We start from the raw sequence: 21,925 nt of genomic DNA, 5'->3' as shown, positions 1-21,925 counted from the left end.
GCTAGCCGAGAGCCCGCCACTGCTCCAGGGGGCGGGCGCCGATGCGGACCTCGGTCCTCCCAGCGCCCTTCCTCCGGATCACCTCGCTGACCAGATGAAGATGGCAGACGCCGGGCTCGGTGGTGCAATGTGACCTGTCCGGGTACCAGGATCGGTACTGATTTCCCGCGCCACCAGGCGAAGTCCTGCGGCATCGTGCAATGGAGGAGTCGCTGTGACTGTAGGAGAGCCGGATGGCGGGCGGGTCCCTCCGCTTCCCGAGGGCCAAAATGGCCGGGGCAGGGCGTTGACGTTGGCGGGGACGTTGGAGGCGGCGGAGGCCGCGGCGCCGGTGGAGTCGCTCGATGTGGTCGCGCGCATGCTCCAGGAGCGCCTCGGGGCGGTGTCGGTGTCGTTCCTGATCACCGACTTCACCGGCAGTTCGGTCGTGCGGCTGGGGGCGGCGGGCAGCGTGGACACCGACGAACCCGCCCGGAGGATCACGCTGCGGGGCACCTTGTACGACGATGTGATCCGTACCCAGCGGCCGGGCGTGGAGGACAAGGGCGAGGGTGGTCTGGTGCGGATCGTGGCCCCGGTGACCAACCGCGGGGACGCCATCGGGCTCCTCGAACTGTTCCTGCCCGTGGCGCCGGACGCGGAGGTGATGCGGGAGATCGGTGAGACCGCGCACGCCCTGGCGTACATCGTCATCGCGAACCGGTCCTTCACCGACGTGTACCAGTGGGGCCGCCGGACCAAGCCCCTGAGTCTGGCCGCGGAGATCCAGCACCGGCTGCTTCCGGCGTCGCTGGCGTGCGAGGCGGCGCAGTTCGCGGTGGCCGGGGCGCTGGAGCCGGCCGACCACGTCGGGGGTGACACCTTCGACTACGCGATCGACCGGGACACCGTCCAGCTCTCGGTCACCGATGCCATGGGGCACGATGTCGAGGCCGCGCTGCTGGCCACCCTTGCGGTGGGCGCCCTGCGCCGGGCCCGGCGGGCCGGTGCCGATCTCGCCGAACAGGCCCGCCAGGCCGACCAGGCCATGCGCGAGCACGGCCACAAGGGCTACGTCACCGGCCAGCTCCTGCGTATCAGCCTGATCGACGGCAGGACCGAGTTCGTCAACGCCGGGCACCCCTGGCCGCTGCGGATGCGGGACGGTCAGGTGCGGGAGATCACTCCGGCTGTCGATATGCCGTTCGGTTTCGACGCCCCTCATACCTACCGGGTCCAGTCGCTGGACCTGCGTCCGGGGGACCGGCTGGTGATGCTGACCGACGGCATGCTGGAGCACAACGCAGGCAGCCTCGACCTGTCCGACCTGATCGTGCGCACCCGCGCGCTGCATCCCCGCGAGGCCGCCCGCACCCTCATCGCGGCGATCGTCGACGCCAACGAGGGCCACCTGCAGGACGACGCGACCGTCATGTGCCTGGACTGGCACGGCACCAACCACTTCGAGCGGGACGCCGCCACCGGCGCCGACCTCACCGACGCCTCACACGCGTCAAGGGCGGGACGGACCACTCCCGGGCATTGACCATGGGCGTTTGGCGGCGACCCGGCCAAGCAGCGGGAGGCCCCTGCTGCGCAACGTCGCCGTCAGAAGGCCGGGATGTCGGCGGGGGAGAGGCCGGGGCGGGCGCGGTGCCAGCGTGCGGGGTGGCGCCACCGGCCGGAGGCGCTGCCGCAGCGTGTTCGAGTTCGCGCCCGAGGCGGAGGCGGTGCTGCGTCCGCTGGCCGACGGCCGCACCGCCGACCTGGGCGCGCTCGCGGAAACAGCCGGCCTCGGCCTGGAGGACGTCGCCGGGCTGGTCCAGGAGCTCGTTGCCGGGCAGGCCGCCGTGGTGGGGAGCCTGTTGTGACAGCGGAACTCGCTCTGGGCACCTACCGGTGCCGGGCGATTCCGGAGGCGGCTGCCTGTGCGGCCGCCTCCGGCGTGCAGTGGATCGACACCGCCCCGAACCACGCCACCGGCCGCGCGCAGACCCTGCTGGCCCCCGCCCTGGCTGCGCACCCGGCGGTGCGGGTTTCCACCAAGGCGGGGTACTTCACGGCGGCCACCGGCACCGACGCCGTGAACGCCGGGGTGCTCACCGCCGACCCGGCGGTGGCCGGGCACAGCCTCGCCCCGGGCTACGTGCGCTGGCAGATCCGCCGCAACCGCGAGCAGCTCGGACGTGAGCGGCTCGACCTGGTCCTGCTGCACAACCCCGAGCGGGCCCACCCCGGCGACCGTCTCGCCCTGCACCAGGCGATGCGGGACGCCTTCGTGGTCCTGGAGGAGGAAACGACGGCCGGGCTCGTGGCCGGGTACGGGGTCGCCACCTGGGCGGGCCTGGAAGAAGAAGCGTTCACGGTGGGGGAGCTGCTCGCTCCGGCCGCCGAAGCCGCCGGCGGAAAGCACCACCTGGTCGCGGCCCAGCTGCCCGTCAGCCTGGTGATGATGCGCCGATCGTCCTCGACCAGCCCGTCCTGTCCGACGACCCGATCCTCCAGCACCACGTGCAGCTGCCGGACTCCTGGTGGGCCGACCTGACCAAGACGCTGGAGAAAGCGTCGGCAACTGTCACTGACCGCATCGCCGTACGACAGCAGTACATCGACCGAACGATCCCCGAGTTCGTCGGCATCCCGGCCCCCGCCGTCACCTGCTGGACCACCGCCCACGCCGACCTGCAGTGGGCGAACCTCACCGCGCCTCTGCGAATCTTGGACCGGGAAGGCTGGGGGCAGGCCCCGGAAGAGTTCGACGCCGCCCTGCTCTACGCCTACACGCTGCTCCAGGAAGCCGTCGCCACCCGCGTCCGCGACGCCTTCCCCGTCCTGGGCAGCCCGGCCGGCCTCGCCGCCGAAGCGACCGTGTGCGCCCAGCTGCTCCAGACCGTGAGCCGCGGGGACAACCTCATCCTCGAAGGCCCGCTCCGGGACTGGTCCGAGGAACTTCGCCGCCGCTAAGCCCGCCGCATCTGACGTGCCGTACCAGGCGTCTTGCGCAGCCCGACCACGGCAGGTCAGCGTGCTGGTGTACCTCGCTGAAGGCCCGAGGGCGCGGCGCTCCTCGAGGACGCCGCCCGGGCGGTCGCCTTCCCCGGCCTCTTCCGCACCGCGGCCTCCTTCGCCGGTATGGCCGGCGCCTCCCGCTGGTCGCCTCGCCCGTCTCGCCCCGCGCCGCCCGGGCCTTGTCGACCGACTCCTGCAGCGCGGCCATCAGGTCCACCAGATGATCTGGCCGCGCCTCCGGCTCCGGGGCCTGCGGCAGTTGGCGGTCTTCCCGCTCGGCCTCGATCACCTGATGCAGCGCTGCCTGACCCCGGCAACGTGGCCGAGTAGCCCGGCCCTCACCACAAGGCAGACTGCACGCCCTCGGTCCGCCCTGAGACGGACTGAGGCGCGGGCCGGTCGGTCATCGGCCGGAGGAGCAGCGGATTGTCGCTCGTTGATCAGACGCTGGGCCAGCGCAGCTCCCAGACGGCGGCCGCCCTTGAGATAGGCGCGCGCACGCTGACGGGTGTCGTCGGACCACGACGCCAGCGGCATCAGGTGCTCGACAACGATGCTGGCGGCCGTGAACGGGTCGGCCAGGTACGGCACAACCACGTCGCCAAGCCGGGTTGGTCGCAGCGGCTCCTCACGTACCCGCACCACCATCCAGCCAGGCCGGTGGTGCTCTACGGCCTCCGCCTTGAGCCGATCGCGTTCCTCAGCGTCGCGGTGCCAGTACGAGCCGTCGAACTCCACCACCACGGCCTGGTCGTGGTCCGCCGGGAAGATCATGTCGCGCCGGTAGCGGCTGTGCGGCGTCTGCAGCGGGTACTGCTGCTCTCCGCCGGTGAGGACGAGCTGGAGTTCGGCGAACAGTTCCGTCTCCTGCCGGGAGACGCTTGTCCGCTTCCGGCAGCGCGGGCAGCCCTGCCTGCCCATGAACACGTGCGCCACCTGGGCGGACCAAGGGTCGTGTCCGGCGGGGCACAGCCATCAGACCTGCACGTTGGCCCCGGCGGTCACCTCCGCCGGGGTGAGGGTGCCGTTCAGGAACGGGACGGCTCCCTGATGCCTGGGAGGGCTACCAACACCGAACTCGACCGACTACGCAAGACCGACGCCAGAGACGCCGAGATCCTCTACCTCCGCTCACCGACCACCACAACGGCGGCGTCGACATGGCACGCGGCTGCGCTCAGCAGTGCACAGCTCCCCAGGAACGCCTGGCCCAAGGCATGGTCGAGGCTCAACAAACTCATGGCCGACATGCGTGTACCGTGCGGGCGCGGGTACGCGCGGGGGTGTGAACGGGGTAGCGAAAGCGGGCCGTGATGGAAGCAGTCCCTGTGGATGAGGACGGCACCGCACCAGGCGAGCAGGCTGTGCAGACCACGGTAGCCCTGGAAGGTGACGGTACGGTCATCGCCCAGGCCCGCCACCTGGCATCGCAGTTCCTCACCCGAGTGCAGACCGAGCAGGGCCTGCCCGTCTCGCAGCGTGCGATGGATCTGACGCAGCTGGTGGTCAGCGAGCTGGTCACCAACGCCCGCAAGTACGCGCCCGGCCCGGTGCTGATGGACCTGCGCATCGTCAGCGACATGGTCGAGGTGGTGGTGTGGGATTCCGAGCCGGTGCTGCCGGTGGCCCGGGCCGCGGATGCCGGGCGGGTCGGACAGCACGGCTTGGAGATCGTGATGGCTGTCGCTTAGGGCTTCGAGGTCCAGCGCGAGCCGGTCGGCAAGCGCATCACCGCACGCATCGCCTTGCTGGACGACCCCGGCGGGGCCATCGCAGGCCGCAGCCCCATGTAGCGCCCTCGAAGATCCGGTGGCGGTTGGCCACGGAGCTCCCGGATGCGGGACTCAGTCCAAGATGCCCGGAGCCGTGTTCGGTCAGCGCGGCCGACGCCTGCCGCATGGACTGCGCCCGCTGCCTTGCCGTGAGCAAGGCCGGAACGACAGAGCCTCGGGCCCAACCGGCCCCGGATGCTTCTCCCTTGCTTCGCGGTCCCGTCAACGAACTGGGCCTGTCGATGTCATGCCGCGGCTGCCTGCTTCGCCAGCGTCGCGGGCGGGGAGCGCCGACCTTGGGGACCGCGCGCAGCTGCTCCCGCCCGACCTCGGGGTGGGCGGGGACGATCGCGTCGACGGAGGCCGTGGTCCAAAGCGTGACGTCCTTGCCGGAACCGTGCTGCTGGGTGTCCGTCAGATGGCAGGTGATCCCATGCTGTCTGCGACCCAGGGCTGTCCTCCGTCTGGGCGAGGGTCCTCGTCTTTCGGTCAGCATCCCTTTAACGTGGGCGGCAGCCGCCGAAGGGAGGCGTCATGTCGGACGATCCGACGGGCCCGTTGGGTACGGCCATGCGGGAGGTCACGTTCCCGGACCAGTCTCGCGGGATCATCTTGGTGCGGGCGGGGACACCACAGGACGAGGCCGAGGCAATGGCCGCCCGTGTGTGGGCCGAGATGCCGAAAGTTTGACCTGCAGACAATGCGCCGTCGCCCATGGACCGCAACCATCCGTACCCAGTCTGCGCCCGGTGCATGGCGCCGTCTGTACGCGGCAAGCCCTGGGGGCAGGGTAGCGGTCTCTGCGACGAGGTCGAGGACACAGGGGCGACAGACGCACGCCGCGACCGTGTTCCGCGGCCTGGGTCAGCCGACTTGGGTGGCTTTCAGTGCCCCAGCGGTGGCAGGCGGCCGGGAGCGGCGCCTTTCCTTGATGGCAGCACTCGTCCCGCCTGGCGATGGCGGTCTGGCGGTGGGAGCTCGACCTTCGGCAAGGCTGTTTCGGGCAAACTTTTAGCATGATCGGATGGTTTTCGATGATGCCCATAGGACCGAGACAGCACAGGGAGTTGTGGCGGGGGAGGCTGTAGCCGGCCTCGCGGGCGGATCACACCGTGGCGATGCCGGGGCGAACTCTCGTCCTGTTGCCGACCTGGCCGGGTGGGCGGCGGACCTGGTCGAGCCGGTCAAGCCGAAGCTGCGTGGCTGGCTCCACGCCGCGATGGTCCCTGCGTCGCTGAGTGCCGGCATCGTCCTGGTCTGCCTGGCCCGGACGCCGGCGACCTGGGCCTGCGCCGTGTACGCCGTGACTGCCTGGCTGTTGTTCGCAACGAGCGCCGTCTACCATCTGGGCACTTGGGGGCCACTGGGCGAGGCCGTTCTGCGGCGTCTTGACCATGCCAACATCTTCCTGATCATCGCGGGAACCTGCACGCCGTTGGCCGTGCTCCTTTCCCCTGACCGGCAGGCTTTGCTGCTGTGGATCGTGTGGACGGGCGCGCTGGCGGGTATCGCCTTTCGTGTCCTGTGGGTCAACGCTCCCCGCTGGCTGTACACCCCCTGCTACCTGGCCCTGGGATGGGCACCGGTGCGTTACCTGCCCGACTTCCTGCACACCGGCGGAGCGGCCGTAGTCACCCTGATAGTGACCGGCGGTCTTCTCTACAGCGCGGGAGCGGTGGTGTACGCGGTTCAGCGCCCCAACCCCTCGCCGCGCTGGTTCGGTTTCCACGAGGTGTTCCACGCTCTGACCGTGGCAGCCTTCACCGCGCACTACATAGCCATCTCCCTCGCCGTCTACTGACCCCAGCTGGAGAAATCGCCCCTGCGTCACGGGGGCGTCGCCCCCACTCGCGCACCGGCCGGAGAGTGTGGCATGCAGTGAGGGCCCGACCGGCACGCCGGTCGGGCCCTCACTGCTGTTCTGATGTCAGCGCGCGCCTGTCGCGGCGGTCAGACGGACAGGGGGGCGCCGAGCATCGCGGAAGCCCGCTGCAGCGGATTTTCGATGCGGGCGGGTGCGGCCTCGGGGAGGGTACGGCAGGTGAAGCCGAGCCGGGCCATGGCCCTGAGGACTTCGCCGGCGCTGAAGTCGCGGCGGTCCTGGCGGGTGATGACCTGGCCGACCTGTTTGGCGGGGTAGTGGCGTCGTCCGATGATCACGGACTCGCCGGTGACCGGTTCGGGTGTGACGCCCTTCATCGATTCCAGCACGCCGCTCTTGGTCAGGTCGAACGGGAAGCGGGCGATGACACAGCGCATGATGCCTCACAGGCAGAAGAGGAAACGGGGCTGACCGCGGTTCAGCGGGAGAGAGCGAGGACGCCCAGGGCGCTACCGTGGTTGTCGACCACGGGCACCAGCCCGAGCCGCCCGAAGGGCACCGCGTTCTCGGCTTCTTCCTTCGTGGCCAAGGGTGAGATGAAGGGCCCTCTGTCGTCGGTGATGTCACCGAGGCGGAGCCGGTCGGTGTATCCGGAGCTGTCCCGGACGGCGGTGAGTCGGGCATGGGTGACCAGGCCGACGCACCGGGCGTCTTCGTCGCAGACGATGAGATGCTGCGCACGGGCGGCGGCCATGACGGACAGCGCCACCTCGACGGTCATGTCGTACCAGACCTGCGGGCCGGCCGCGTCCATGACGTCGATCACCGTGCAGCAGTGCGATGGGCGAGCGCTTTCGGAGCGATCTTGCGTTTGTTCCAGCGTCAAGGGTGCCTCCTGCGCAGACGGGCGGGGCTCGAGACCGACGGGCACTTCTAGGCGGCCGCACCGACCGCGGACTGGAGTGCGGGGGCACGACGGCGAGCCGGGGTGGGGCGGCGTCGGCCGCGAGAGGTGGCGCCGCGCTTCTTGGGGCGTTCGACCACCGGGGCGGTGATGACGACCGGGATGCCGGTCGGGGTCTGGGCTCCGGTGATCCGGCTGAGGATCTCGTCGCCGGAGCTGACCTGGGTGATCTGCGGCCGGATCCCGGCGTCCGACATGAGACGGACCATGCCGCGGCGTTGGCTCGGTGTGACGAGCGTGACGACGCTGCCGGCCTCGCCGGCGCGGGCCGTGCGGCCGCCGCGATGAAGGTAGTCCTTGTGGTCGCTCGGCGGGTCGACGTTGACGACGAGGTCGAGGTTGTCGACGTGGATGCCGCGCGCCGCGACGTTGATCGCGACCAGCACGGTGACGTGTCCGGCCTTGAACTGCGCCAGGGTGCGGGTGCGCTGCGGCTGGGACTTGCCGCCATGCAGGGCCGCGGCCCGTACCCCGCTGTTGAGCAGGTCCTGCGTCAGCCTGTCGACAGCGTGCTTGGTGTCCAGGAACATGATCACGCGGCCGTCGCGGGCGGCGATCTCGGTGGTGGCTGCGTGCTTGTCAGCACCGCGGACGTGCAGCACGTGGTGCTCCATCGTCGTGACGGCGCCCGCCGAGGGGTCGACGGAGTGCACGACGGGGTCGCTGAGGTAACGGCGCACGAGCAGGTCGACGTTGCGGTCGAGGGTGGCGGAGAACAGCATGCGCTGGCCCTCCGGGCGGACCTGGTCGAGCAGGGCGGTGACCTGCGGCATAAAGCCCATATCGGCCATCTGGTCGGCCTCGTCGAGGACAGTGATGGAGACCTGGTCCAACCGGCAGGCGCCGCGGTCGATGAGGTCCTTGAGGCGACCGGGAGTGGCGACGACGACCTCGGCGCCACCGCGCAGCGCGCTCGCCTGCTTGCCGATCGACATCCCGCCCACGACGGTGGCCAGCCGCAGCCTCACGGAGCGGGCGTACGGGGTGAGCGCGTCGGTGACCTGCTGCGCCAGCTCACGCGTGGGGACGAGGATCAGTCCCAGCGGCTGCCGGGGCTCGGCCCGCCGTCCGGCCGTGCGGGCCAGCAGGGCCAGGCCGAAGGCTAGGGTCTTGCCGGAGCCGGTGCGGCCACGGCCGAGGACGTCGCGGCCGGCTAGGGAGTTCGGCAGGGTCGCGGCCTGGATCGGGAACGGCACGGTCACAGCCTGTTTGCCGAGCGCGGCCAGCAGGTCCCCGGGCATGTCCAGATCGGCGAAGCCCTCCACGGCGGGAAGCGAGGGCGTGATCGTCCGGGGCAGCGCGAACTCCCCCTGAACCCCGGCGGGCCGGCGTTGACCGCCGGAACGGCTCGGCCTGCCGGAGCGGCTCCTGGTCGACGAACCGAAGCGGCTGCCGCCCGTTCCCGAGTCGGTGCTGCCGTTGCGGGTGTAGCGGTCGTTCGTGCGTGTGCGGTTCATGCGGAACCTTCCTCGATGCGGCACATATCAAGGAATTCCCGAGCGATGAGCAGCACAAAGAATTGCAAGAATGAACCGATGTCTGGCCAACAGGAATGCTGTGTGGGCGCAGGTACTGGAATGATTGGGGGCGGCGTGGCCTCGATAGCAGAAGCGTCACTGCGCTGTAGCTAGAAGATATGCTTCTGCACCCTCGAAGGTTGATCCGTGGGCGGTGAGCCAACTATGTCCGGGTTGTCATCCGCAGGCGAAATCACTGCGGGAAAAGCATGCAGCTGGGGCCCGCACCCCGAGGGATGCGGGCCCCAGCTGCAAGTATGTGACAGTCAGCGTCAGGCGAGAACGATGTTCTCGGCCGTCGGGCCCTTCTGGCCCTGCGCGATGTCGAAGGTCACCTTCTGGCCCTCCAGCAGCTCGCGGAAGCCCTGGGCGGCGATGTTCGAGTAGTGGGCGAACACGTCAGCGCCGCCACCGTCCTGCTCGATGAAGCCGAAGCCCTTTTCCGCGTTGAACCACTTCACGGTACCAGCAGCCATGTCATTTCTCCTTTGGGGCAGTACATACGGGATCCGCACCGTGCGAACCACGTGTCGCCGCGATGATCACCCCGCCCGGAAAAAAGACCGGAGATGCAAAAAGCTTCCAGTGACACAGGGCCGACCGGAGCACTTGTTTCGGGAACCACAACTGCAACTGAGATCGACAGTAGCACGCCGCAGCAGCCAGTGTGGGGTGAACAACGCCACCCTGCTTATTTCGGCAGAGAATCTATCCGCATACTCCGGTGAAATCTCAGCTCGCGGGCACAGATATTTCCCCACCCGGGCGACGCGATATTTCACGTGCCGCGCTCGCCTGATCCACCCCCGCCGTGCTCTCCGCTACTGCACGGGTCGCACCGCTGTGAGGTAGACAGGCCCGGCCATGACGCCGACCATGCCGGTCGCGACCTCCAACCACGGCTCGAGTCGGGGCGTGTCCGATTTCTGATGCAGAGGCAAGCCGCCTGGAACGCCACCTACGAGGCGCTTGCCGCGCCCCGACCCCGCGACACCACCGCCCTGCGCCGCCGCCTGCTGCTAGGTGAGCGCGTACGCGAGGGTCTGCGGCCGGGACGACTGCAGGACCGCGTACCCGGTGCCGTCGCGGGACCAGTCGCGCCAGCGCCGCCACGAGGTCAGGGTGCGCTCGCGCTCCTCGGCGCCGAGCGACTCCAGTTCCTCCTCGGTCGGTTCGGTGACCGCCTGGGCGCCCGGCAGCAGGTTGAGATGCACACCGAGCACGCGGTCGGGGTGGGACCGCCCCAGTTCGCGGGAGATCGCCGCGCCCCAGTCGCCGCCCTGCGCGCCGAACCGTTCGTAGCCGAGCCGCCGCATCAGCTCGGCCCAGGCGTCGGCCACCCGGCCCGCCTCCCAGCCGGTGTCGGTCGTCGGCCCGGACAGCCCGAAGCCCGGGATGCCGGGCATCACCACGTGGAACGCGTCGGCCGGATCACCCCCGTGGGCGGCCGGGTCGGCCAGCGGCCCGGCCACGTCCAGGAACTCCACGATCGACCCGGGCCAGCCGTGCGTCAGGATCAGCGGGGTGGCGTCCGGCTCGGGGGAGCGGACGTGGGCGAAGTGGACCGTCGCCCCGTCGATGACGGTGGTGAACTGCGGCCACGCGTTCAGCCGGGCCTCCGCCGCCCGCCAGTCGTACGTGTGCCGCCAGTACGTCGCCAGCTCCCGCAGATACCCCGTCGGCACGCCGTACGCCCACCCCGTGCCGGGCAGCTCCTGTGGCCAGCGGGTGCGGTCGAGCCGGTCGTGGAGGTCGTCGAGGTCGCGCTGCGGGACGTCGAGGCGGAAGGGGCGGATGGCGTCGCCGTCCGGCGGGGAGATCGTCATGGCCGCGATGCTAGGCGCGGGACTCGGCGCCGCCGAACGGATTTCCCGCGGGCCGATGAGTTCCGGGACGCCGGAGGGTCGACATCCATGACAGCGATCCACGCTCCGGGAGGAACCCCATGGCGACCGACGGCTTCACCACCTGCCTCTGGTTCGACGGCCAGGCCGAAGAGGCGGCACACCACTACGTCTCGATCTTCAAGAACTCCGGCATCGGCAAGGTCGCGCGCTACCCCGAGGGCGCACGGCAGCCCGCCGGCAGCGTGATGACGGTCGAGTTCACGGCCAACGGCCACCGGTTCCTCGGGCTCAACGGCGGCCCCCAGTTCCGGTTCAACGAGGCGGTCTCCTTCGTGATCTCCTGCGCCGACCAGGAGGAGATCGACTACTACTGGACCAGGCTCACGGAGGACGGCGGCGAGCCGGGCCCCTGCGGCTGGCTCAAGGACAGGTACGGCGTGTCCTGGCAGGTCGTCCCGGACCGGCTCGACGAGATGCTGACCGACGCCGACCCGCGGACGGCGGCCCGTGTCACCGAGGCCTTCATGGCCATGGGCAAGTTCGACATCGACGCCCTGGAGAGGGCCTACGCGGGCGCGTGACCCGCCGCCTGTCGCGAGGGCGGCCGCGCCGGTCACGTCCCTCACGCGGTCTCGGCCAGGATCTCGGCGATCACGTGCCGGGAGTTCTCCGCGACCGGCGGGTTCGTCTCCCAGTAGTACGGCAGCGCGACGACCGCGATGGACAGGGCCCAGCCGCGGCCGCGCGCCCACTCGGCGTCCCCGGCGCCCACGGCCTCCCGGAAGAGGCCGCGGACCGCGGCGGGCAGCACGCACCACGCGCTGATCAGGTCGACGGCCGGATCACCCGTGCCGACCGTCCCGTAGTCGATCACGGCGCTCAGCCGTCCACCCGTGACCAGCAGGTTCCCGGCCATCAGATCGCAGTGCGCCCACACCGGCGGCCCGGAGTGCTCCGGCGCGCCGAGGGCCTCCTCCCACCGGCGGACCACCGCCGCGGTGTCGACCCGCCCGGTCAGCAGCGCGAGCGCCTCCCGCACGGAGCGGTCCCGGGCCGCCAGCGGCACTCCCCGGTGGCCGGCCGGCCCGTCGGAGGCGTCGACGCGGCGCAGGGCCCCGACGTACGACGCCAGGTCCCGGGCGAGCAGCTCCGGCGCGTCGAGCGCCCCGGGCACCGGATTGCACCCGTCCAACCAGCCGTACACCGACCAGGGCCACGGGAAGTCCGCGCCGGGCTCACCCCGGCCCAGGGGTACGGGCGCGGCGACGGGCAGCCGCGGGCCCAGCCGGGGCAGCCAGCGCAGTTCGTGCTCGACGGCCTCGACGGCGCGCGGGTGCCGGGGCAGCCGCACGACCTTGTCCGCACCGAGGCGGAACATGGCGTTCTCCGTCCCGGAGGACGCCAGCCGCCGCAGCGGCAGCCCCGCCCACTGCGGAAAGCGCCCGGCGACCAGCCGCCGGACGAGCCGGGCATCGATGTCGACCTCGTCCGCGTGCATCCGTACCGTGCCCATGGCGCAGCATTCGACCGGTCAGCGCGCCGACTGTCGAACGGTTTTCACGATCTCGCGGACGATCCGCAGGATGCCGGGGGAGCGCACCGGGCAGGGCTTCGGCCGGGACGTCGTCGGTGCGAGGCAGAAGTGCAGGTGGTCGTCGTCGCGGTGCAGGGCCGTCCGGTCGCGGGCGGGCTGGGTGCAGTAGCCGGGGCGGGCCCGTTCGAAGGCCGTGCAGGGCAGGTACTGCGTCCAGGTGTGGCGGCCGCCGTCCGGGCTCACCGCCTTCCCGGCGTCCGCCACCAGCCCGCCGGAGGCCGCCGCCCGCTGCGCGTAGAGCGCGTTGACGCGCCGGACCCGGTCGGGGGTGATCGGGTCGGGGCCCTGCGCCACCCACACGATCCTCGGGCCCGTGCCGTGCCCGGCCGCGGCGATCTGCCCGGCGAGCCGGCGCGCGTCGGCGGCGTACCGGGCGAAGTACCGGGACGGGGACCCGTCGTGGGTGATGCCGTCCATGCACGGCGTGTAGCCCCAGGAGTTCCCCCAGAACTGCAGCACCACCACGTCGGGCCGCAGCCGGCGCACCAGCGCGGCGGCCTTGTCGGCGGCCGGCACCAGGGACCGTTCGGCGGTGCCCTCCAGGTAGTCGCAGAGCGTGGTCCCGGAGTACGGGGCGCTGGTGTAGGCGGCCCGCAGTTCCCGGCGCAGCTCCTGCCCGAGGACCTTCTGGTTCTCCATCGCCAGCGAGTCGCCGAGGTACAGCACCCGGGGCGCCTTCCGCGGCTTCGCGGCCGGGGAGGCGGGGGAGGCCGGGGAGGCAGGGGCGCGCTGGTGGGTGGGGGCCGACGCGCGCGGCGCGGCCGGCACCGGATCCCCCGGTGCCGACGCCGGATCCCCGCACCCGCCGAGCAGCAGCCCGGCCACCAGCACTCCCACGACCCACGGCCCGCGCATACGGCAACTCCCGCCCCGGTCAGCGAAACGGCACTCAGGCAAGCACAGCCGGGGGCCGGGGGGAAGGCGTCCGCCGGACACTCCGCGTGATCCGCCGCTCGCGCACCGGCCGTCCCCGCTCGCTCGGCGCGCGGGCCCGACCCGGGGTGACTAGCGTGAGGAACCGGACCGTTCCCCCGTCCGGAGAGGGCCGCAGCCATGGCCGTGCAACCCGAAGGAAGCCCGTGCTGGGCCGACGCGATGTTCCGTGACCTGGAAGGGGCCAAGAGCTTCTACGGCGCCCTTCTCGGCTGGACCTTCGCCGAGTCGTCCACGGAGTACGGCAACTACACCGAGGCCTACGCGAACGGCAAGGCCGTCGCCGCCGTCGTCCCGCCCATGCCGGGCCAGGACGGCGAGGAGGGCCTGTCGCAGTGGTGCCTGTACTTCGCGGCCGAGGACGCCGCCGCCACCGCCGCACGCGTCCGCGACCACGGCGGCCAGGTGCTGATGGAGCCGATGAGGGTCGGCGACTTCGGCACCATGTGCCTGGCCCGCGACCCGGGCGGCGTCGTCTTCGGCCTCTGGCAGGCCGGCACCCACGAGGGCTTCCAGGCGATGGCCGAACCGGGCGCCTACGTCTGGGCGGAGGTCTTCACGCGCGAGCCCGCCGCGTCCGACGCCTTCTTCCCCGCGGTCTTCTCCTACCGGCAGCGGGACATGGAGGACGGCGAGACGGACTTCCGCGTCTACGACCTGGGCGAACGCAGCGTGCTCGGCCGGATGAGGATGACGGAGGAGTTCCCGCCCGAGATGCCGCCGTACATCAACGTCTACTTCACCGTGGCGGACTGCGACGCGGCCGTGGCGAAGGCCACCGAGCTCGGAGGGGTGCTGCGGTTCGGCCCGATGACCACCCCGTTCGGCCGGTTCGCCTCGATCAGCGACCCGCAGGGCGCGCACCTGTCGCTGATCGACATCACCACGACCGAGGGCGAGATGCCGAAGCTGACCGACGTGTCCTGACCGCCTGCCCCTGGCGGCCGGGCGGCCGGCGCGGCCATGGCATGATCGGGTCCATGCGTGAACGTGTGGTGGCCGCGTGCGACGGGGCTTCGAAGGGAAACCCGGGGCCCGCCGGCTGGGCCTGGGTGGTGGCCGACGCTTCCGGGAGCCCGGTGCGCTGGGAGGCCGGGCCGCTCGGCAAGGCCACCAACAACGTCGCCGAGCTCACCGCCCTGGAGCGGCTGCTGGCCGCGGTCGACCCGGACGTGCCGCTGGAGATCCGGATGGACTCCCAGTACGCCATGAAGGCCGTCACCACCTGGCTGCCCGGCTGGAAACGCAACGGCTGGAAGACGGCCGCCGGCAAGCCGGTCGCCAACCAGGAGCTCGTCGTACGCATCGACGAACTGCTCGACGGCCGCTCGGTCGAGTTCCGTTACGTGCCCGCCCACCAGGTCGACGGCGACCGGCTGAACGACTTCGCCGACCGGGCCGCCAGCCAGGCCGCCACCGTGCAGGAGCCCGCGGGCAGCGGCCTCGGTTCGCCCGAGCCGCCGCCCGCCCCGGACGTCCCGGCCAAGGCCCCGCGCCCCCGTGCGCGCGGCGGCGCCGGCCGGACGGCGAAGACGTCCGTCGCGAAGGGCTCCACGCGCACGATCAAGGCGAAGTTCCCCGGCCGCTGCCAGTGCGGCCGCGCGTACGCGGCCGGCGAGCCCATCGCGAAGAACGACAGCGGCTGGGGCCACCCCGAGTGCCGTACGGGCGCAACGGTCTGATCAGGCGTCGAACGTGTAGTGCGGCGTGTGGTCCAGCAGATCCGCCGGGCTCGTGTCGTGCCAGGGCCGCATCGTCTCGCGCAGGTCGATGACGTTCGGCGTGCCCGCGGCCGGCAGGTAGCCGGAGCCGGGGTGGCGCCGCTGCCACTCGGCCCACAGCTTGTCTATGTACGCGTGGTGCAGCCAGAACACCGGGTCGTTGGGCGAGACGCCGGTGGCCATCTGCCCGCCGATCCACACGTGGACGCGGTTGTGCAGGTTGACGCCCCGCCACCCTTCCAGATGGTTGCGGAAGCCGTCCGAGGCGCTGTTCCAGGGCGCCATGTCGTAGGTCGGCATGGCCAGCACGGACTCCACCTCGGCCCGTGTCGGCAGTTCCCGTACGGCGGTGCCGAGCGAGCGGCGCAGGAACGTCCGGCCGTCGACGCGGACACTGATCGGCCAGTTCCCGGCGGCCGCGGCGAACGGCCCGTCCGACACGCGTCCGTCCCGCTCGCGCCCGGTGCCGCCGAGGAAGTCGGGGGCCCACAGCGAGGCGCGCGGCGACCGGTCGACGGTCCAGTCCCAGTAGGGCAGCGTCACCGACGCGTCCACCGACTGCAGCGCCCGCTCGAACTCCAGGAGGAATCTTCGGTGCCAGGGCAGGAAGGACGGGGAGCGGTGTCCCGTGCGCTCGCCGTCGTCGGTGTCGGAGACGATGAAGGCGTTGTGTGTCGTGACGAACTCGTCGTAGCGGCCGCTGCGCTTCAGTGCGAGCAGCGCGGCGACGAAACGCCGCTTCTCGTCGGCGGTCAGGGCGGACTGGTTCTTGCGGACTGCCATGTGCGGGTGCTCCAGGTGCCGTGCGTGGGAGGTCAGTTGGCGGGGAAGGGCAGCAGGGGCGCGCCCTGCAGCTCGTCCACCGCGGCGCGGGCGGCGGCGCGCGGGGTGGGCACCGGGTCGTAGTGGCTGACGACGCTGATCCAGCTGCCGTCGGCGTTGCGCATCACGTGCAGCTCCACCCCGTCGACGAACACCGCGTATCCCGGGCCGTGGTGGTGGTGACCGGAGCCGGTGGCCGGCCGGCCCTGTATCCGGCGGCCCTTGTAGACCTCGTCGAAGGCCTGGGGGGAGCCGTGGTGGTGGTCGGCGGCCGTGGCCGACGGCATGAGGGCCGGCAGGGCGCCGGCCGTTCCGGCGAGGACGGCCGCGGCGGTGAGCGCACGGCGACGGCTGAGTTCCGGCATACGGGATCTCCTCGGTTCGTTCGGGTGAGGGCACCGCATGCCTATCGGCCCGTGCGGTTCCGGGAGAAATCCACGCGAGCCGGTTGGCTGTGATCCGGGCAATTCCCCTTATGTCGTGCAGACTTGAACCAAGATGATCTTGCTGCCGGGTGAGCGCGGACCCGCGCGGACGGGGAAGTTCCGCCCTAGGGGGGTGCTGGGGCGGATGTTTCTCCCCGAGCCTCGCGGTACGCGTGGTGCGGGTCACGCGCCGAAGGTGACGCGATTCCGCTCCGGCCGATGACGCCGACGCACTGCTACTCTGCGTCCGCAATTGACCGCTCTCGGTAGTCCTCAGGGGTGTGCGTGAAGGTCGCCTGCGTCGGCGGTGGGCCCGCCGGTCTGTATCTGTCGATCCTGCTCAAGCGGCAGGACCCGTCCCACGACATCACCGTCCACGAACGCGACCCGGAGGGCTCGACCTACGGCTGGGGCGTGACCTACTGGCGCGACCTGCTCGACCGGCTCCACGAGCAGGACCCCGAGTCGGCCCGCGCGCTGCGCGCCGACTCCGTCCGCTGGCGCGACGGCGTCGCCCACATCGGTGACCTCACGGCCCGGCACCGCGGCGACGAGGGGCACGGCATCGGCCGCCACCGCCTCCTGGAGATCCTCGCCGCCCGCGCCCGCGACCTCGGGGTGCGCCTGGAGTACGCCCGCGAGGTCACCGCGGCCGACCTGCCCTCGGACGCCGACCTCGTCGTGGCGGCCGACGGCGTCCACAGCGACCTGCGGGCACGCCACGCCACGCACTTCGGCACCCGGCTCACGGCCGGGCGCAACCGGTACCTCTGGCTCGGCACCACCAGGTCCTTCGACGCCTTCACGTTCGCCTTCGTGGAGACCGCCCACGGCTGGATCTGGTGCTACGGCTACGGGTACGGGCCCGACCGCGGCACCTGCGTCGTCGAGTGCGCTCCGGAGACCTGGACCGGACTCGGCCTCGACCGCGCGAGCGAGGCGGACGGGCGGGCCCTGCTGGAGAGGCTCTTCGCCGGCGTCCTGGAGGGCCACCCCCTGCTCGCACGCCCCGGCGGGAACCCGTGGCAGACCTTCCGCACCCTCACGAACCGCACCTGGCACCACGGCAACCTCGTCCTGCTCGGCGACGCCGCGCACACCACGCACTACTCGATCGGCGCCGGCACCACCCTCGCCCTGGACGACGCCATCGCCCTGGCCGCCGCCCTGCGCGAGCACGCCGCCCTCCCGCAGGCCCTCGCCCGCTACGAGAGCGAGCGGCGGGCGGCCCTGCTGCCCGTGCAGAGCGCAGCCCGCTACAGCGCCCAGTGGTACGAGAACCTCCCGCGCTACATCCACCTGCCTCCCGAGCGCATGTTCGCCCTGCTCGGCCAGCGCCACTCGCCCCTGCTGCCCCACGTGCCGCCGCAGCTGTACTACCGGCTCGACCGGGCCGCCGGACAGCTGGAGCCGCTGCGCCGGTTCAAGCGCTGGCTCGGCCCCAGGGTGGCGCGGAGCGTCCACGCACGGACGCTCTCCGGCGAACGACAGTCCTGAGCACGGCGCGGGCAGGGGGCCCCGCCCGGTGGGGCGGCGGGCCCTCTGGTGTGGCGGCGCCCGGCCCGGCGCCGCCCGGCTCCCGCGGTGCCCCTCAACCCGTGGCGCCCGGCGCCGCCCGGCTCCCGCGCCCCGGCGGTGCGCGTCAGCCCGTGGCGCTCCCGCCGAACAGCCGGTCCAGGAAGGCGTTGCCGTACACGCGGTGCGGATCGAGCCGGTCCAGCACCGCGCCCGCCTCGGTCCACGCGGCCGTGCCGACCGCGGCCGGCACCACCGAGCCCAGGACCTCCGCGTCGCTCCACACCGCCTCGTCCGTGTACGCCCACCCCTTGGACCACTCCACCCGGGTCAGCGCGAACCCGCCGTCGAAGGTGCGCAGCAGGAACCGCTCGATCTCCCGCAGGAAGGCCTCCGCGTCCGGCGTACCCGGCAGCGTCAGCACGTCCAGCCACACGGCCGTGTCCCACTCGGGGTGGTCCTCGCGCGGCCGGAGCGCGGACAGCAGCGGCGCGCGGGCCCCGGCGACCCCCACGTCCCCCGGGTCGTCCAGCCCGGTCACCCGGATCTCCACCGAGCCGTTGACCGGGAAGCTGCCCCGGGCGGCGTACGCGGTCAGCCGCTCCCGGTAGAACGCGGCGAACTCCGCGACGACCCGCTGCACCCGGTCCCGTGAGGTGAGGACCGCGTAGCCGTTCGCGTGCACCCGCAGCGTCGTCGGCTTCAGGTACAGCAGCGTGTTCTTCGACGGCCCCCACAGGTCCGCCGACAGCGTCGCCACCAGCCCGAGCGCGGCCGCCTCGTACTGCGCCGCGCCGAGCACCGGCGCCAGGTACCAGGCCGCCTCCGACGTCATCCGCCCCACCAGCTCCGCGACCGGTGACGGGACGTTGTCCGAGAACGGGTAGTTGTACGGGCGCGTCACCGCCCGCGAGGTCAGCGGCCGGGTGGGGGAGACGCTCCACACCTTCAGCCAGGGGTGCTCGGTGAAGGCGAACCAGATCGCCTCGACCCGCCCGGCCTCGTCGAGGAAGCGCGCGAGGGTGCGCTCCGCACCCGAGCCGGGCGCGGCGAACAGCTCCCCGGCCGGGATGTCCGTGCGGCTCACGCACCGCAGGTGCGTGTTCGCGCCCGCCCGCAGCACCACCTCGGTCACCAGGGACCGGCCCAGATGCGCCAGCAGCGCGGCGCCGTCCGTCTCGTCGCGGTGGAACGTGCGCAGCGCGTAGGAGCCGGACCGCTCGTCCCACACCACGGCCGTGAGCGACAGCACCAGGTTGCTGAGCGAGCCGTAGGTGTGGCCGGGCAGGCGCCGCTCGCCCCGGGCGGGGACGGCGGTGCCGTGGGCGTCGACGGCCAGGGCGCCGCCCAGGGTGAGGACACCGGGGGCGGGGGCGGCCGTGACGCCGAGGCCGTGTTCCTCCAGGAAGGCGAGCAGGGCCTCCAGGGTCACGCCGGTCCCGGCGCGCACCTCGCCGGGCGCCCGCAGGGAAAGACCGGTGAGGTGGGGCGCGGTGTCGACGAGCAGGACGGGCGCACCGGAGCGGGTCCCCTCCGTCACCGTCAGGGGCGACCAGCCGTGCGCGGCGCCCCGGGCCCGCACCCGCCAGCCCTGTCGCCAGGCCCAGTTGACGACCGCGACCACCTGGTCCGGGCCGTCCGGGGCGCAGGCCCACAGTCCGTCGGCGGTGATCTCGCCGACCCAGTTGCGGTACCCCGAGCGGTACAGCGCGACGTCCGCGGGGAAGCCGGGCAGCTCGGCGGCGGCCACCGCCGGATCCGCCGGCAGCCCCGGCACGACGGCCAGGGCGGCAGCCGACAGGAGGAAACCCCGGCGGGACCAACGGGGGGCGTGCTCGCGGTCGTTGTCCACGGAACCAGTCGTCACGTCGGGTCACGCTAGGGGCCGGCTGACACGTGACATATACCTGCCGCCTTCCTTCACTCGTGTGAGTGAACCCGGCGGAGTCGGCGAGCCGGAGCGGCACGGTCCGCGCGCACCCGTCGCGGATGACAGACTGACGCCCATGGACGAGCGCACATTCGACAGGTCGGGTCAGCACGCCTCCGTCGTCGGTCTCGGTACGTGGCAGCTGGGTGCCGACTGGGGAGACGTCGACGACAAGGAGGCCCTCGCGGTACTGGAGACGGCCGCGGAGTCCGGGGTGACCTTCTTCGACACCGCCGACGTGTACGGCGACGGCCGCAGCGAGCAGACCATCGCCGCCTTCCTCAGCGGCAGGCCGGACCTGCACGTCCTGGTCGCCACCAAGATGGGGCGCCGGGTCGACCAGATCCCCGAGAACTACGTCCTCGACAACTTCCGCGCCTGGAACGACCGCTCCCGGCGCAACCTCGGCGTCGACCGGATCGACCTGGTGCAGCTGCACTGTCCGCCGACGCCCGTCTACTCCTCGGACGAGGTGTTCGACGCCCTCGACACCCTGGTGGCGGAGGAGCGCATCGCGGCCTACGGCGTCAGCGTCGAGACCTGCGCCGAGGCGCTGACCGCGATCGCCCGGCCGAACGTGGCCAGCGTGCAGATCATCCTCAACCCGTTCCGCATGAAGCCCCTGCGCGAGGTGCTCCCGGCCGCCCGCGAGGCCGGCGTCGGCATCATCGCCCGCGTACCGCTCGCCTCCGGCCTTCTGTCGGGCAAGTACACCCGGGACACGGTCTTCCCGGAGAACGACCACCGCACCTACAACCGGCACGGCGAGTCCTTCGACGTGGGCGAGACCTTCTCCGGCGTGGACTACGTCACCGGGGTCGAGGCCGCCGCCGAGTTCGCGGCGCTCGCCCCCGAGGGGTACACCCCCGCCCAGCTGGCCCTGCGCTGGATCATCGAGCAGCCCGGCGTCACGACCGTGATCCCCGGTGCCCGCTCGCCCGAGCAGGCCCGGGCCAACGCGGACGCCGCACGGCTGCCCACGCCGCCGGCCGAGACGCTGGAGGCCGTCCGGGACCTGTACGAGCGGCGGATCAAGGACCAGGTGGAATCCCGCTGGTAGCGGACCGGAGGGTGCTCACGGCTCCAGGAGCAGCTGCCTCTCCTGCTCCTGGTCGCCGGAGGCGGCACCGTCGTCGCGTGCCGTGAAGGCCCGGGCGAGCGTGTCGCTCGCCCGCCGCACCGCCTCCGGGGAGCCCTGCACGGTCACCGTCACCGGCGCCGACAGGCTCCCTCCGTCTTCCCCGTCGCTTCCCGCGCGACCCGACGGCGCGTCGCCGTCGAAGGTCGCCGTGTGCACCGTCGCGTTCTCGTCGGCGGGAAACTCGTCCGGCGCGCCGAACGTGCCTTCCAGCGCCCGCACGACCGCTCGTGCGTCGCCGGCGCCTCCGCCGCTGAGCGTCACGGTGAGCTGCGTACCGGACATACGTCCACGACCTCCTCGCGCTGTGCGTCCTTCGAGTCGTCCGTGTAACCGTCCGCTGATCGCTCAAACCGCCGCGCGCGGGAGGACGGCCTTTTCCGGGGCACTCGGAACGGCAGAGGGCAGGGCATCACCCACGGGAGGACGCAGTGGCGAACACGGCAGAGGGCGGGGCGGTGCGCCGGGGGCGCAACGAGACGGAGGACGAGAGAGCGGACCGGATGTGGCAGGAGCTCATCCAGGAGGTCCGCGTCGCCCAGATGGGCGTGCAGATCCTGTTCGGCTTCCTGCTGACCGTGGTGTTCACCGAGAAGTACGACGATCTGACCAGCACGGACCAGACGATCTACCTGGTGACGGTCGTGCTCGGCGCGTGCGCGACCGGGGCGCTGATCGGCCCGGTGTCGCTGCACCGCCTGGTCTCGGGCCGGCGCGTCAAGCCGCAGGCGGTACGGCTGGCCTCCCGTATGACCCTGCTCGGCCTGGTGCTGCTGCTCGCCACGACGACGTCGTCACTGCTGCTGATCCTGCGCGTGGCCACGCACGACGGTTTTGTGCCCTACCTGGTCGCCGGAGTGGTCGGCTGGTACCTGCTGTGCTGGTACGTCCTGCCGCTGTGGACCAGGTACCGCCACACCTCGCAGTGACGCCGGTC

The 21,925-nt window shown here is 71.9% G+C and carries 22 protein-coding genes and 3 pseudogenes; 13 read left to right on the top strand and 12 right to left on the bottom strand.

The annotated features are described in order from the left end of the window. Positions 1-286 precede the first annotated feature (286 nt). From ACPXCS_RS34050 to ACPXCS_RS34035, 4 genes are all read left to right on the top strand, one after another. Entirely contained in the window at positions 287-1,525 is a 1,239-nt protein-coding gene (locus tag ACPXCS_RS34050; RefSeq protein ID WP_425951377.1) for a PP2C family protein-serine/threonine phosphatase, read from the top strand. A gap of 154 nt (positions 1,526-1,679) precedes the next feature. Further along, complete coding sequence (locus tag ACPXCS_RS34045; RefSeq protein WP_425951376.1) at positions 1,680-1,850, top strand: winged helix domain-containing protein; 171 nt, start codon at positions 1,680-1,682, stop codon at positions 1,848-1,850. Then, positions 1,847-2,524 (top strand): aldo/keto reductase, encoded by a 678-nt coding sequence (locus tag ACPXCS_RS34040; RefSeq protein ID WP_425951375.1) that lies wholly within the window; start codon positions 1,847-1,849, stop codon positions 2,522-2,524. The genes ACPXCS_RS34045 and ACPXCS_RS34040 overlap by 4 nt, the downstream gene beginning before the upstream one ends. Further along, positions 2,491-2,943: a hypothetical protein gene (locus ACPXCS_RS34035; protein ID WP_425951374.1), complete on the top strand. Its 453-nt coding sequence runs from the start codon at positions 2,491-2,493 to the stop codon at positions 2,941-2,943. The genes ACPXCS_RS34040 and ACPXCS_RS34035 overlap by 34 nt, the downstream gene beginning before the upstream one ends. Positions 2,944-3,273: 330 nt before the next feature. Here ACPXCS_RS34035 and ACPXCS_RS34030 read toward each other — a convergent pair whose 3' ends face one another. Beyond that, the gene (locus ACPXCS_RS34030) at positions 3,274-3,924 is read right to left on the bottom strand and encodes a hypothetical protein (RefSeq protein ID WP_425951373.1); all 651 of its coding nucleotides are present in this window, start codon (positions 3,922-3,924) and stop codon (positions 3,274-3,276) included. A gap of 99 nt (positions 3,925-4,023) precedes the next feature. On the opposite strand from ACPXCS_RS34030, the pseudogene ACPXCS_RS34025 reads away from it, so the two are divergent. The 3 genes and pseudogenes from ACPXCS_RS34025 to trhA form a co-directional block, all read left to right on the top strand. Then, positions 4,024-4,277, top strand: a pseudogene (locus tag ACPXCS_RS34025) (DUF305 domain-containing protein); the annotation flags it as partial. A 24-nt stretch (positions 4,278-4,301) separates the two neighbouring features. After that, positions 4,302-4,781, top strand: a pseudogene (locus ACPXCS_RS34020) (ATP-binding protein). Positions 4,782-5,784: 1,003 nt separating this feature from the next. Continuing rightward, positions 5,785-6,561, top strand: a complete 777-nt coding sequence (gene trhA, locus ACPXCS_RS34015) for a PAQR family membrane homeostasis protein TrhA (protein WP_425951372.1) — start codon at positions 5,785-5,787, stop codon at positions 6,559-6,561. A 149-nt stretch (positions 6,562-6,710) separates the two neighbouring features. Here trhA and ACPXCS_RS34010 read toward each other — a convergent pair whose 3' ends face one another. The 5 genes and pseudogenes from ACPXCS_RS34010 to ACPXCS_RS33990 all read right to left on the bottom strand — a co-directional run. Further along, on the bottom strand, positions 6,711-7,019 hold the full coding sequence (locus ACPXCS_RS34010; RefSeq protein ID WP_425951371.1) for an SCO5918 family protein: 309 nt from the start codon (positions 7,017-7,019) through the stop codon (positions 6,711-6,713). A gap of 41 nt (positions 7,020-7,060) precedes the next feature. Continuing rightward, positions 7,061-7,468, bottom strand: coding sequence for a CBS domain-containing protein (locus tag ACPXCS_RS34005; protein ID WP_425951370.1), 408 nt, complete (start codon positions 7,466-7,468; stop codon positions 7,061-7,063). Between the two features lie 47 nt (positions 7,469-7,515). Continuing rightward, the gene (locus ACPXCS_RS34000; RefSeq protein ID WP_425951369.1) at positions 7,516-9,003 is read right to left on the bottom strand and encodes a DEAD/DEAH box helicase; all 1,488 of its coding nucleotides are present in this window, start codon (positions 9,001-9,003) and stop codon (positions 7,516-7,518) included. Positions 9,004-9,335: 332 nt separating this feature from the next. Further along, on the bottom strand, positions 9,336-9,539 hold the full coding sequence (locus ACPXCS_RS33995) for a cold-shock protein (RefSeq protein ID WP_014145516.1): 204 nt from the start codon (positions 9,537-9,539) through the stop codon (positions 9,336-9,338). A gap of 546 nt (positions 9,540-10,085) precedes the next feature. Then, positions 10,086-10,889, bottom strand: a pseudogene (locus ACPXCS_RS33990) (epoxide hydrolase family protein); the annotation flags it as partial. A 119-nt stretch (positions 10,890-11,008) separates the two neighbouring features. Between ACPXCS_RS33990 and ACPXCS_RS33985 the strand changes: the two are divergent. Next, positions 11,009-11,491, top strand: a complete 483-nt coding sequence (locus ACPXCS_RS33985; RefSeq protein ID WP_425951368.1) for a VOC family protein — start codon at positions 11,009-11,011, stop codon at positions 11,489-11,491. Positions 11,492-11,532: 41 nt separating this feature from the next. Here ACPXCS_RS33985 and ACPXCS_RS33980 read toward each other — a convergent pair whose 3' ends face one another. Both ACPXCS_RS33980 and ACPXCS_RS33975 read right to left on the bottom strand, forming a co-directional pair. Beyond that, positions 11,533-12,423, bottom strand: a complete 891-nt coding sequence (locus tag ACPXCS_RS33980; RefSeq protein ID WP_425951367.1) for an aminoglycoside phosphotransferase family protein — start codon at positions 12,421-12,423, stop codon at positions 11,533-11,535. Positions 12,424-12,441: 18 nt separating this feature from the next. Continuing rightward, on the bottom strand, positions 12,442-13,359 hold the full coding sequence (locus ACPXCS_RS33975; protein ID WP_425951366.1) for an SGNH/GDSL hydrolase family protein: 918 nt from the start codon (positions 13,357-13,359) through the stop codon (positions 12,442-12,444). A gap of 198 nt (positions 13,360-13,557) precedes the next feature. On the opposite strand from ACPXCS_RS33975, the gene ACPXCS_RS33970 reads away from it, so the two are divergent. Further along, complete coding sequence (locus ACPXCS_RS33970; protein ID WP_425951365.1) at positions 13,558-14,364, top strand: VOC family protein; 807 nt, start codon at positions 13,558-13,560, stop codon at positions 14,362-14,364. A gap of 41 nt (positions 14,365-14,405) precedes the next feature. Continuing rightward, positions 14,406-15,119 (top strand): ribonuclease H family protein, encoded by a 714-nt coding sequence (locus ACPXCS_RS33965; RefSeq protein ID WP_425951364.1) that lies wholly within the window; start codon positions 14,406-14,408, stop codon positions 15,117-15,119. On the opposite strand, the gene melC2 is transcribed toward ACPXCS_RS33965, so the two are convergent. Further along, positions 15,120-15,941: a tyrosinase MelC2 gene (melC2, locus tag ACPXCS_RS33960; RefSeq protein WP_425951363.1), complete on the bottom strand. Its 822-nt coding sequence runs from the start codon at positions 15,939-15,941 to the stop codon at positions 15,120-15,122. 32 nt (positions 15,942-15,973) lie between these two features. After that, positions 15,974-16,345 (bottom strand): apotyrosinase chaperone MelC1, encoded by a 372-nt coding sequence (gene melC1, locus ACPXCS_RS33955; RefSeq protein ID WP_425951362.1) that lies wholly within the window; start codon positions 16,343-16,345, stop codon positions 15,974-15,976. A 339-nt stretch (positions 16,346-16,684) separates the two neighbouring features. Here melC1 and ACPXCS_RS33950 point away from each other — a divergent pair, with 339 nt between their 5' ends. Next, positions 16,685-17,902, top strand: coding sequence for an FAD-dependent monooxygenase (locus ACPXCS_RS33950; RefSeq protein WP_425951361.1), 1,218 nt, complete (start codon positions 16,685-16,687; stop codon positions 17,900-17,902). A gap of 145 nt (positions 17,903-18,047) precedes the next feature. On the opposite strand, the gene ACPXCS_RS33945 is transcribed toward ACPXCS_RS33950, so the two are convergent. Beyond that, a complete protein-coding gene (locus ACPXCS_RS33945; protein ID WP_425951360.1) occupies positions 18,048-19,787 on the bottom strand; it encodes a cholesterol oxidase substrate-binding domain-containing protein in 1,740 nt (579 codons plus the stop codon). Between the two features lie 139 nt (positions 19,788-19,926). Here ACPXCS_RS33945 and ACPXCS_RS33940 point away from each other — a divergent pair, with 139 nt between their 5' ends. Next, positions 19,927-20,910: an aldo/keto reductase gene (locus ACPXCS_RS33940; RefSeq protein ID WP_425951359.1), complete on the top strand. Its 984-nt coding sequence runs from the start codon at positions 19,927-19,929 to the stop codon at positions 20,908-20,910. A gap of 15 nt (positions 20,911-20,925) precedes the next feature. On the opposite strand, the gene ACPXCS_RS33935 is transcribed toward ACPXCS_RS33940, so the two are convergent. Beyond that, positions 20,926-21,273, bottom strand: a complete 348-nt coding sequence (locus ACPXCS_RS33935) for a hypothetical protein (protein ID WP_425951358.1) — start codon at positions 21,271-21,273, stop codon at positions 20,926-20,928. A 218-nt stretch (positions 21,274-21,491) separates the two neighbouring features. On the opposite strand from ACPXCS_RS33935, the gene ACPXCS_RS33930 reads away from it, so the two are divergent. Beyond that, complete coding sequence (locus ACPXCS_RS33930; RefSeq protein ID WP_425951415.1) at positions 21,492-21,917, top strand: DUF6328 family protein; 426 nt, start codon at positions 21,492-21,494, stop codon at positions 21,915-21,917. Positions 21,918-21,925 lie beyond the last annotated feature (8 nt).

Source organism: Streptomyces sp. DT190 (genome assembly GCF_049846985.1).
GTDB lineage: Bacteria > Actinomycetota > Actinomycetes > Streptomycetales > Streptomycetaceae > Streptomyces.
Note: the sequence above shows the minus strand (reverse complement) of the source record. Positions and strands in the feature narration are given on the sequence as shown.

Coding starts and splice junctions, on each gene's coding strand:
- trhA (WP_425951372.1), top strand. CDS start 5,785: ATGGTTTTCGATGATGCCCATAGGACCGAGACAGCACAGGGAGTTGTG.
- ACPXCS_RS34010 (WP_425951371.1), bottom strand. CDS start 7,019: ATGCGCTGTGTCATCGCCCGCTTCCCGTTCGACCTGACCAAGAGCGGC.
- ACPXCS_RS34000 (WP_425951369.1), bottom strand. CDS start 9,003: ATGAACCGCACACGCACGAACGACCGCTACACCCGCAACGGCAGCACC.
- ACPXCS_RS33995 (WP_014145516.1), bottom strand. CDS start 9,539: ATGGCTGCTGGTACCGTGAAGTGGTTCAACGCGGAAAAGGGCTTCGGC.
- ACPXCS_RS33985 (WP_425951368.1), top strand. CDS start 11,009: ATGGCGACCGACGGCTTCACCACCTGCCTCTGGTTCGACGGCCAGGCC.
- ACPXCS_RS33980 (WP_425951367.1), bottom strand. CDS start 12,423: ATGGGCACGGTACGGATGCACGCGGACGAGGTCGACATCGATGCCCGG.
- ACPXCS_RS33975 (WP_425951366.1), bottom strand. CDS start 13,359: ATGCGCGGGCCGTGGGTCGTGGGAGTGCTGGTGGCCGGGCTGCTGCTC.
- ACPXCS_RS33970 (WP_425951365.1), top strand. CDS start 13,558: ATGGCCGTGCAACCCGAAGGAAGCCCGTGCTGGGCCGACGCGATGTTC.
- ACPXCS_RS33965 (WP_425951364.1), top strand. CDS start 14,406: ATGATCGGGTCCATGCGTGAACGTGTGGTGGCCGCGTGCGACGGGGCT.
- melC2 (WP_425951363.1), bottom strand. CDS start 15,941: ATGGCAGTCCGCAAGAACCAGTCCGCCCTGACCGCCGACGAGAAGCGG.
- melC1 (WP_425951362.1), bottom strand. CDS start 16,345: ATGCCGGAACTCAGCCGTCGCCGTGCGCTCACCGCCGCGGCCGTCCTC.
- ACPXCS_RS33940 (WP_425951359.1), top strand. CDS start 19,927: ATGGACGAGCGCACATTCGACAGGTCGGGTCAGCACGCCTCCGTCGTC.
- ACPXCS_RS33935 (WP_425951358.1), bottom strand. CDS start 21,273: ATGTCCGGTACGCAGCTCACCGTGACGCTCAGCGGCGGAGGCGCCGGC.
- ACPXCS_RS33930 (WP_425951415.1), top strand. CDS start 21,492: ATGTGGCAGGAGCTCATCCAGGAGGTCCGCGTCGCCCAGATGGGCGTG.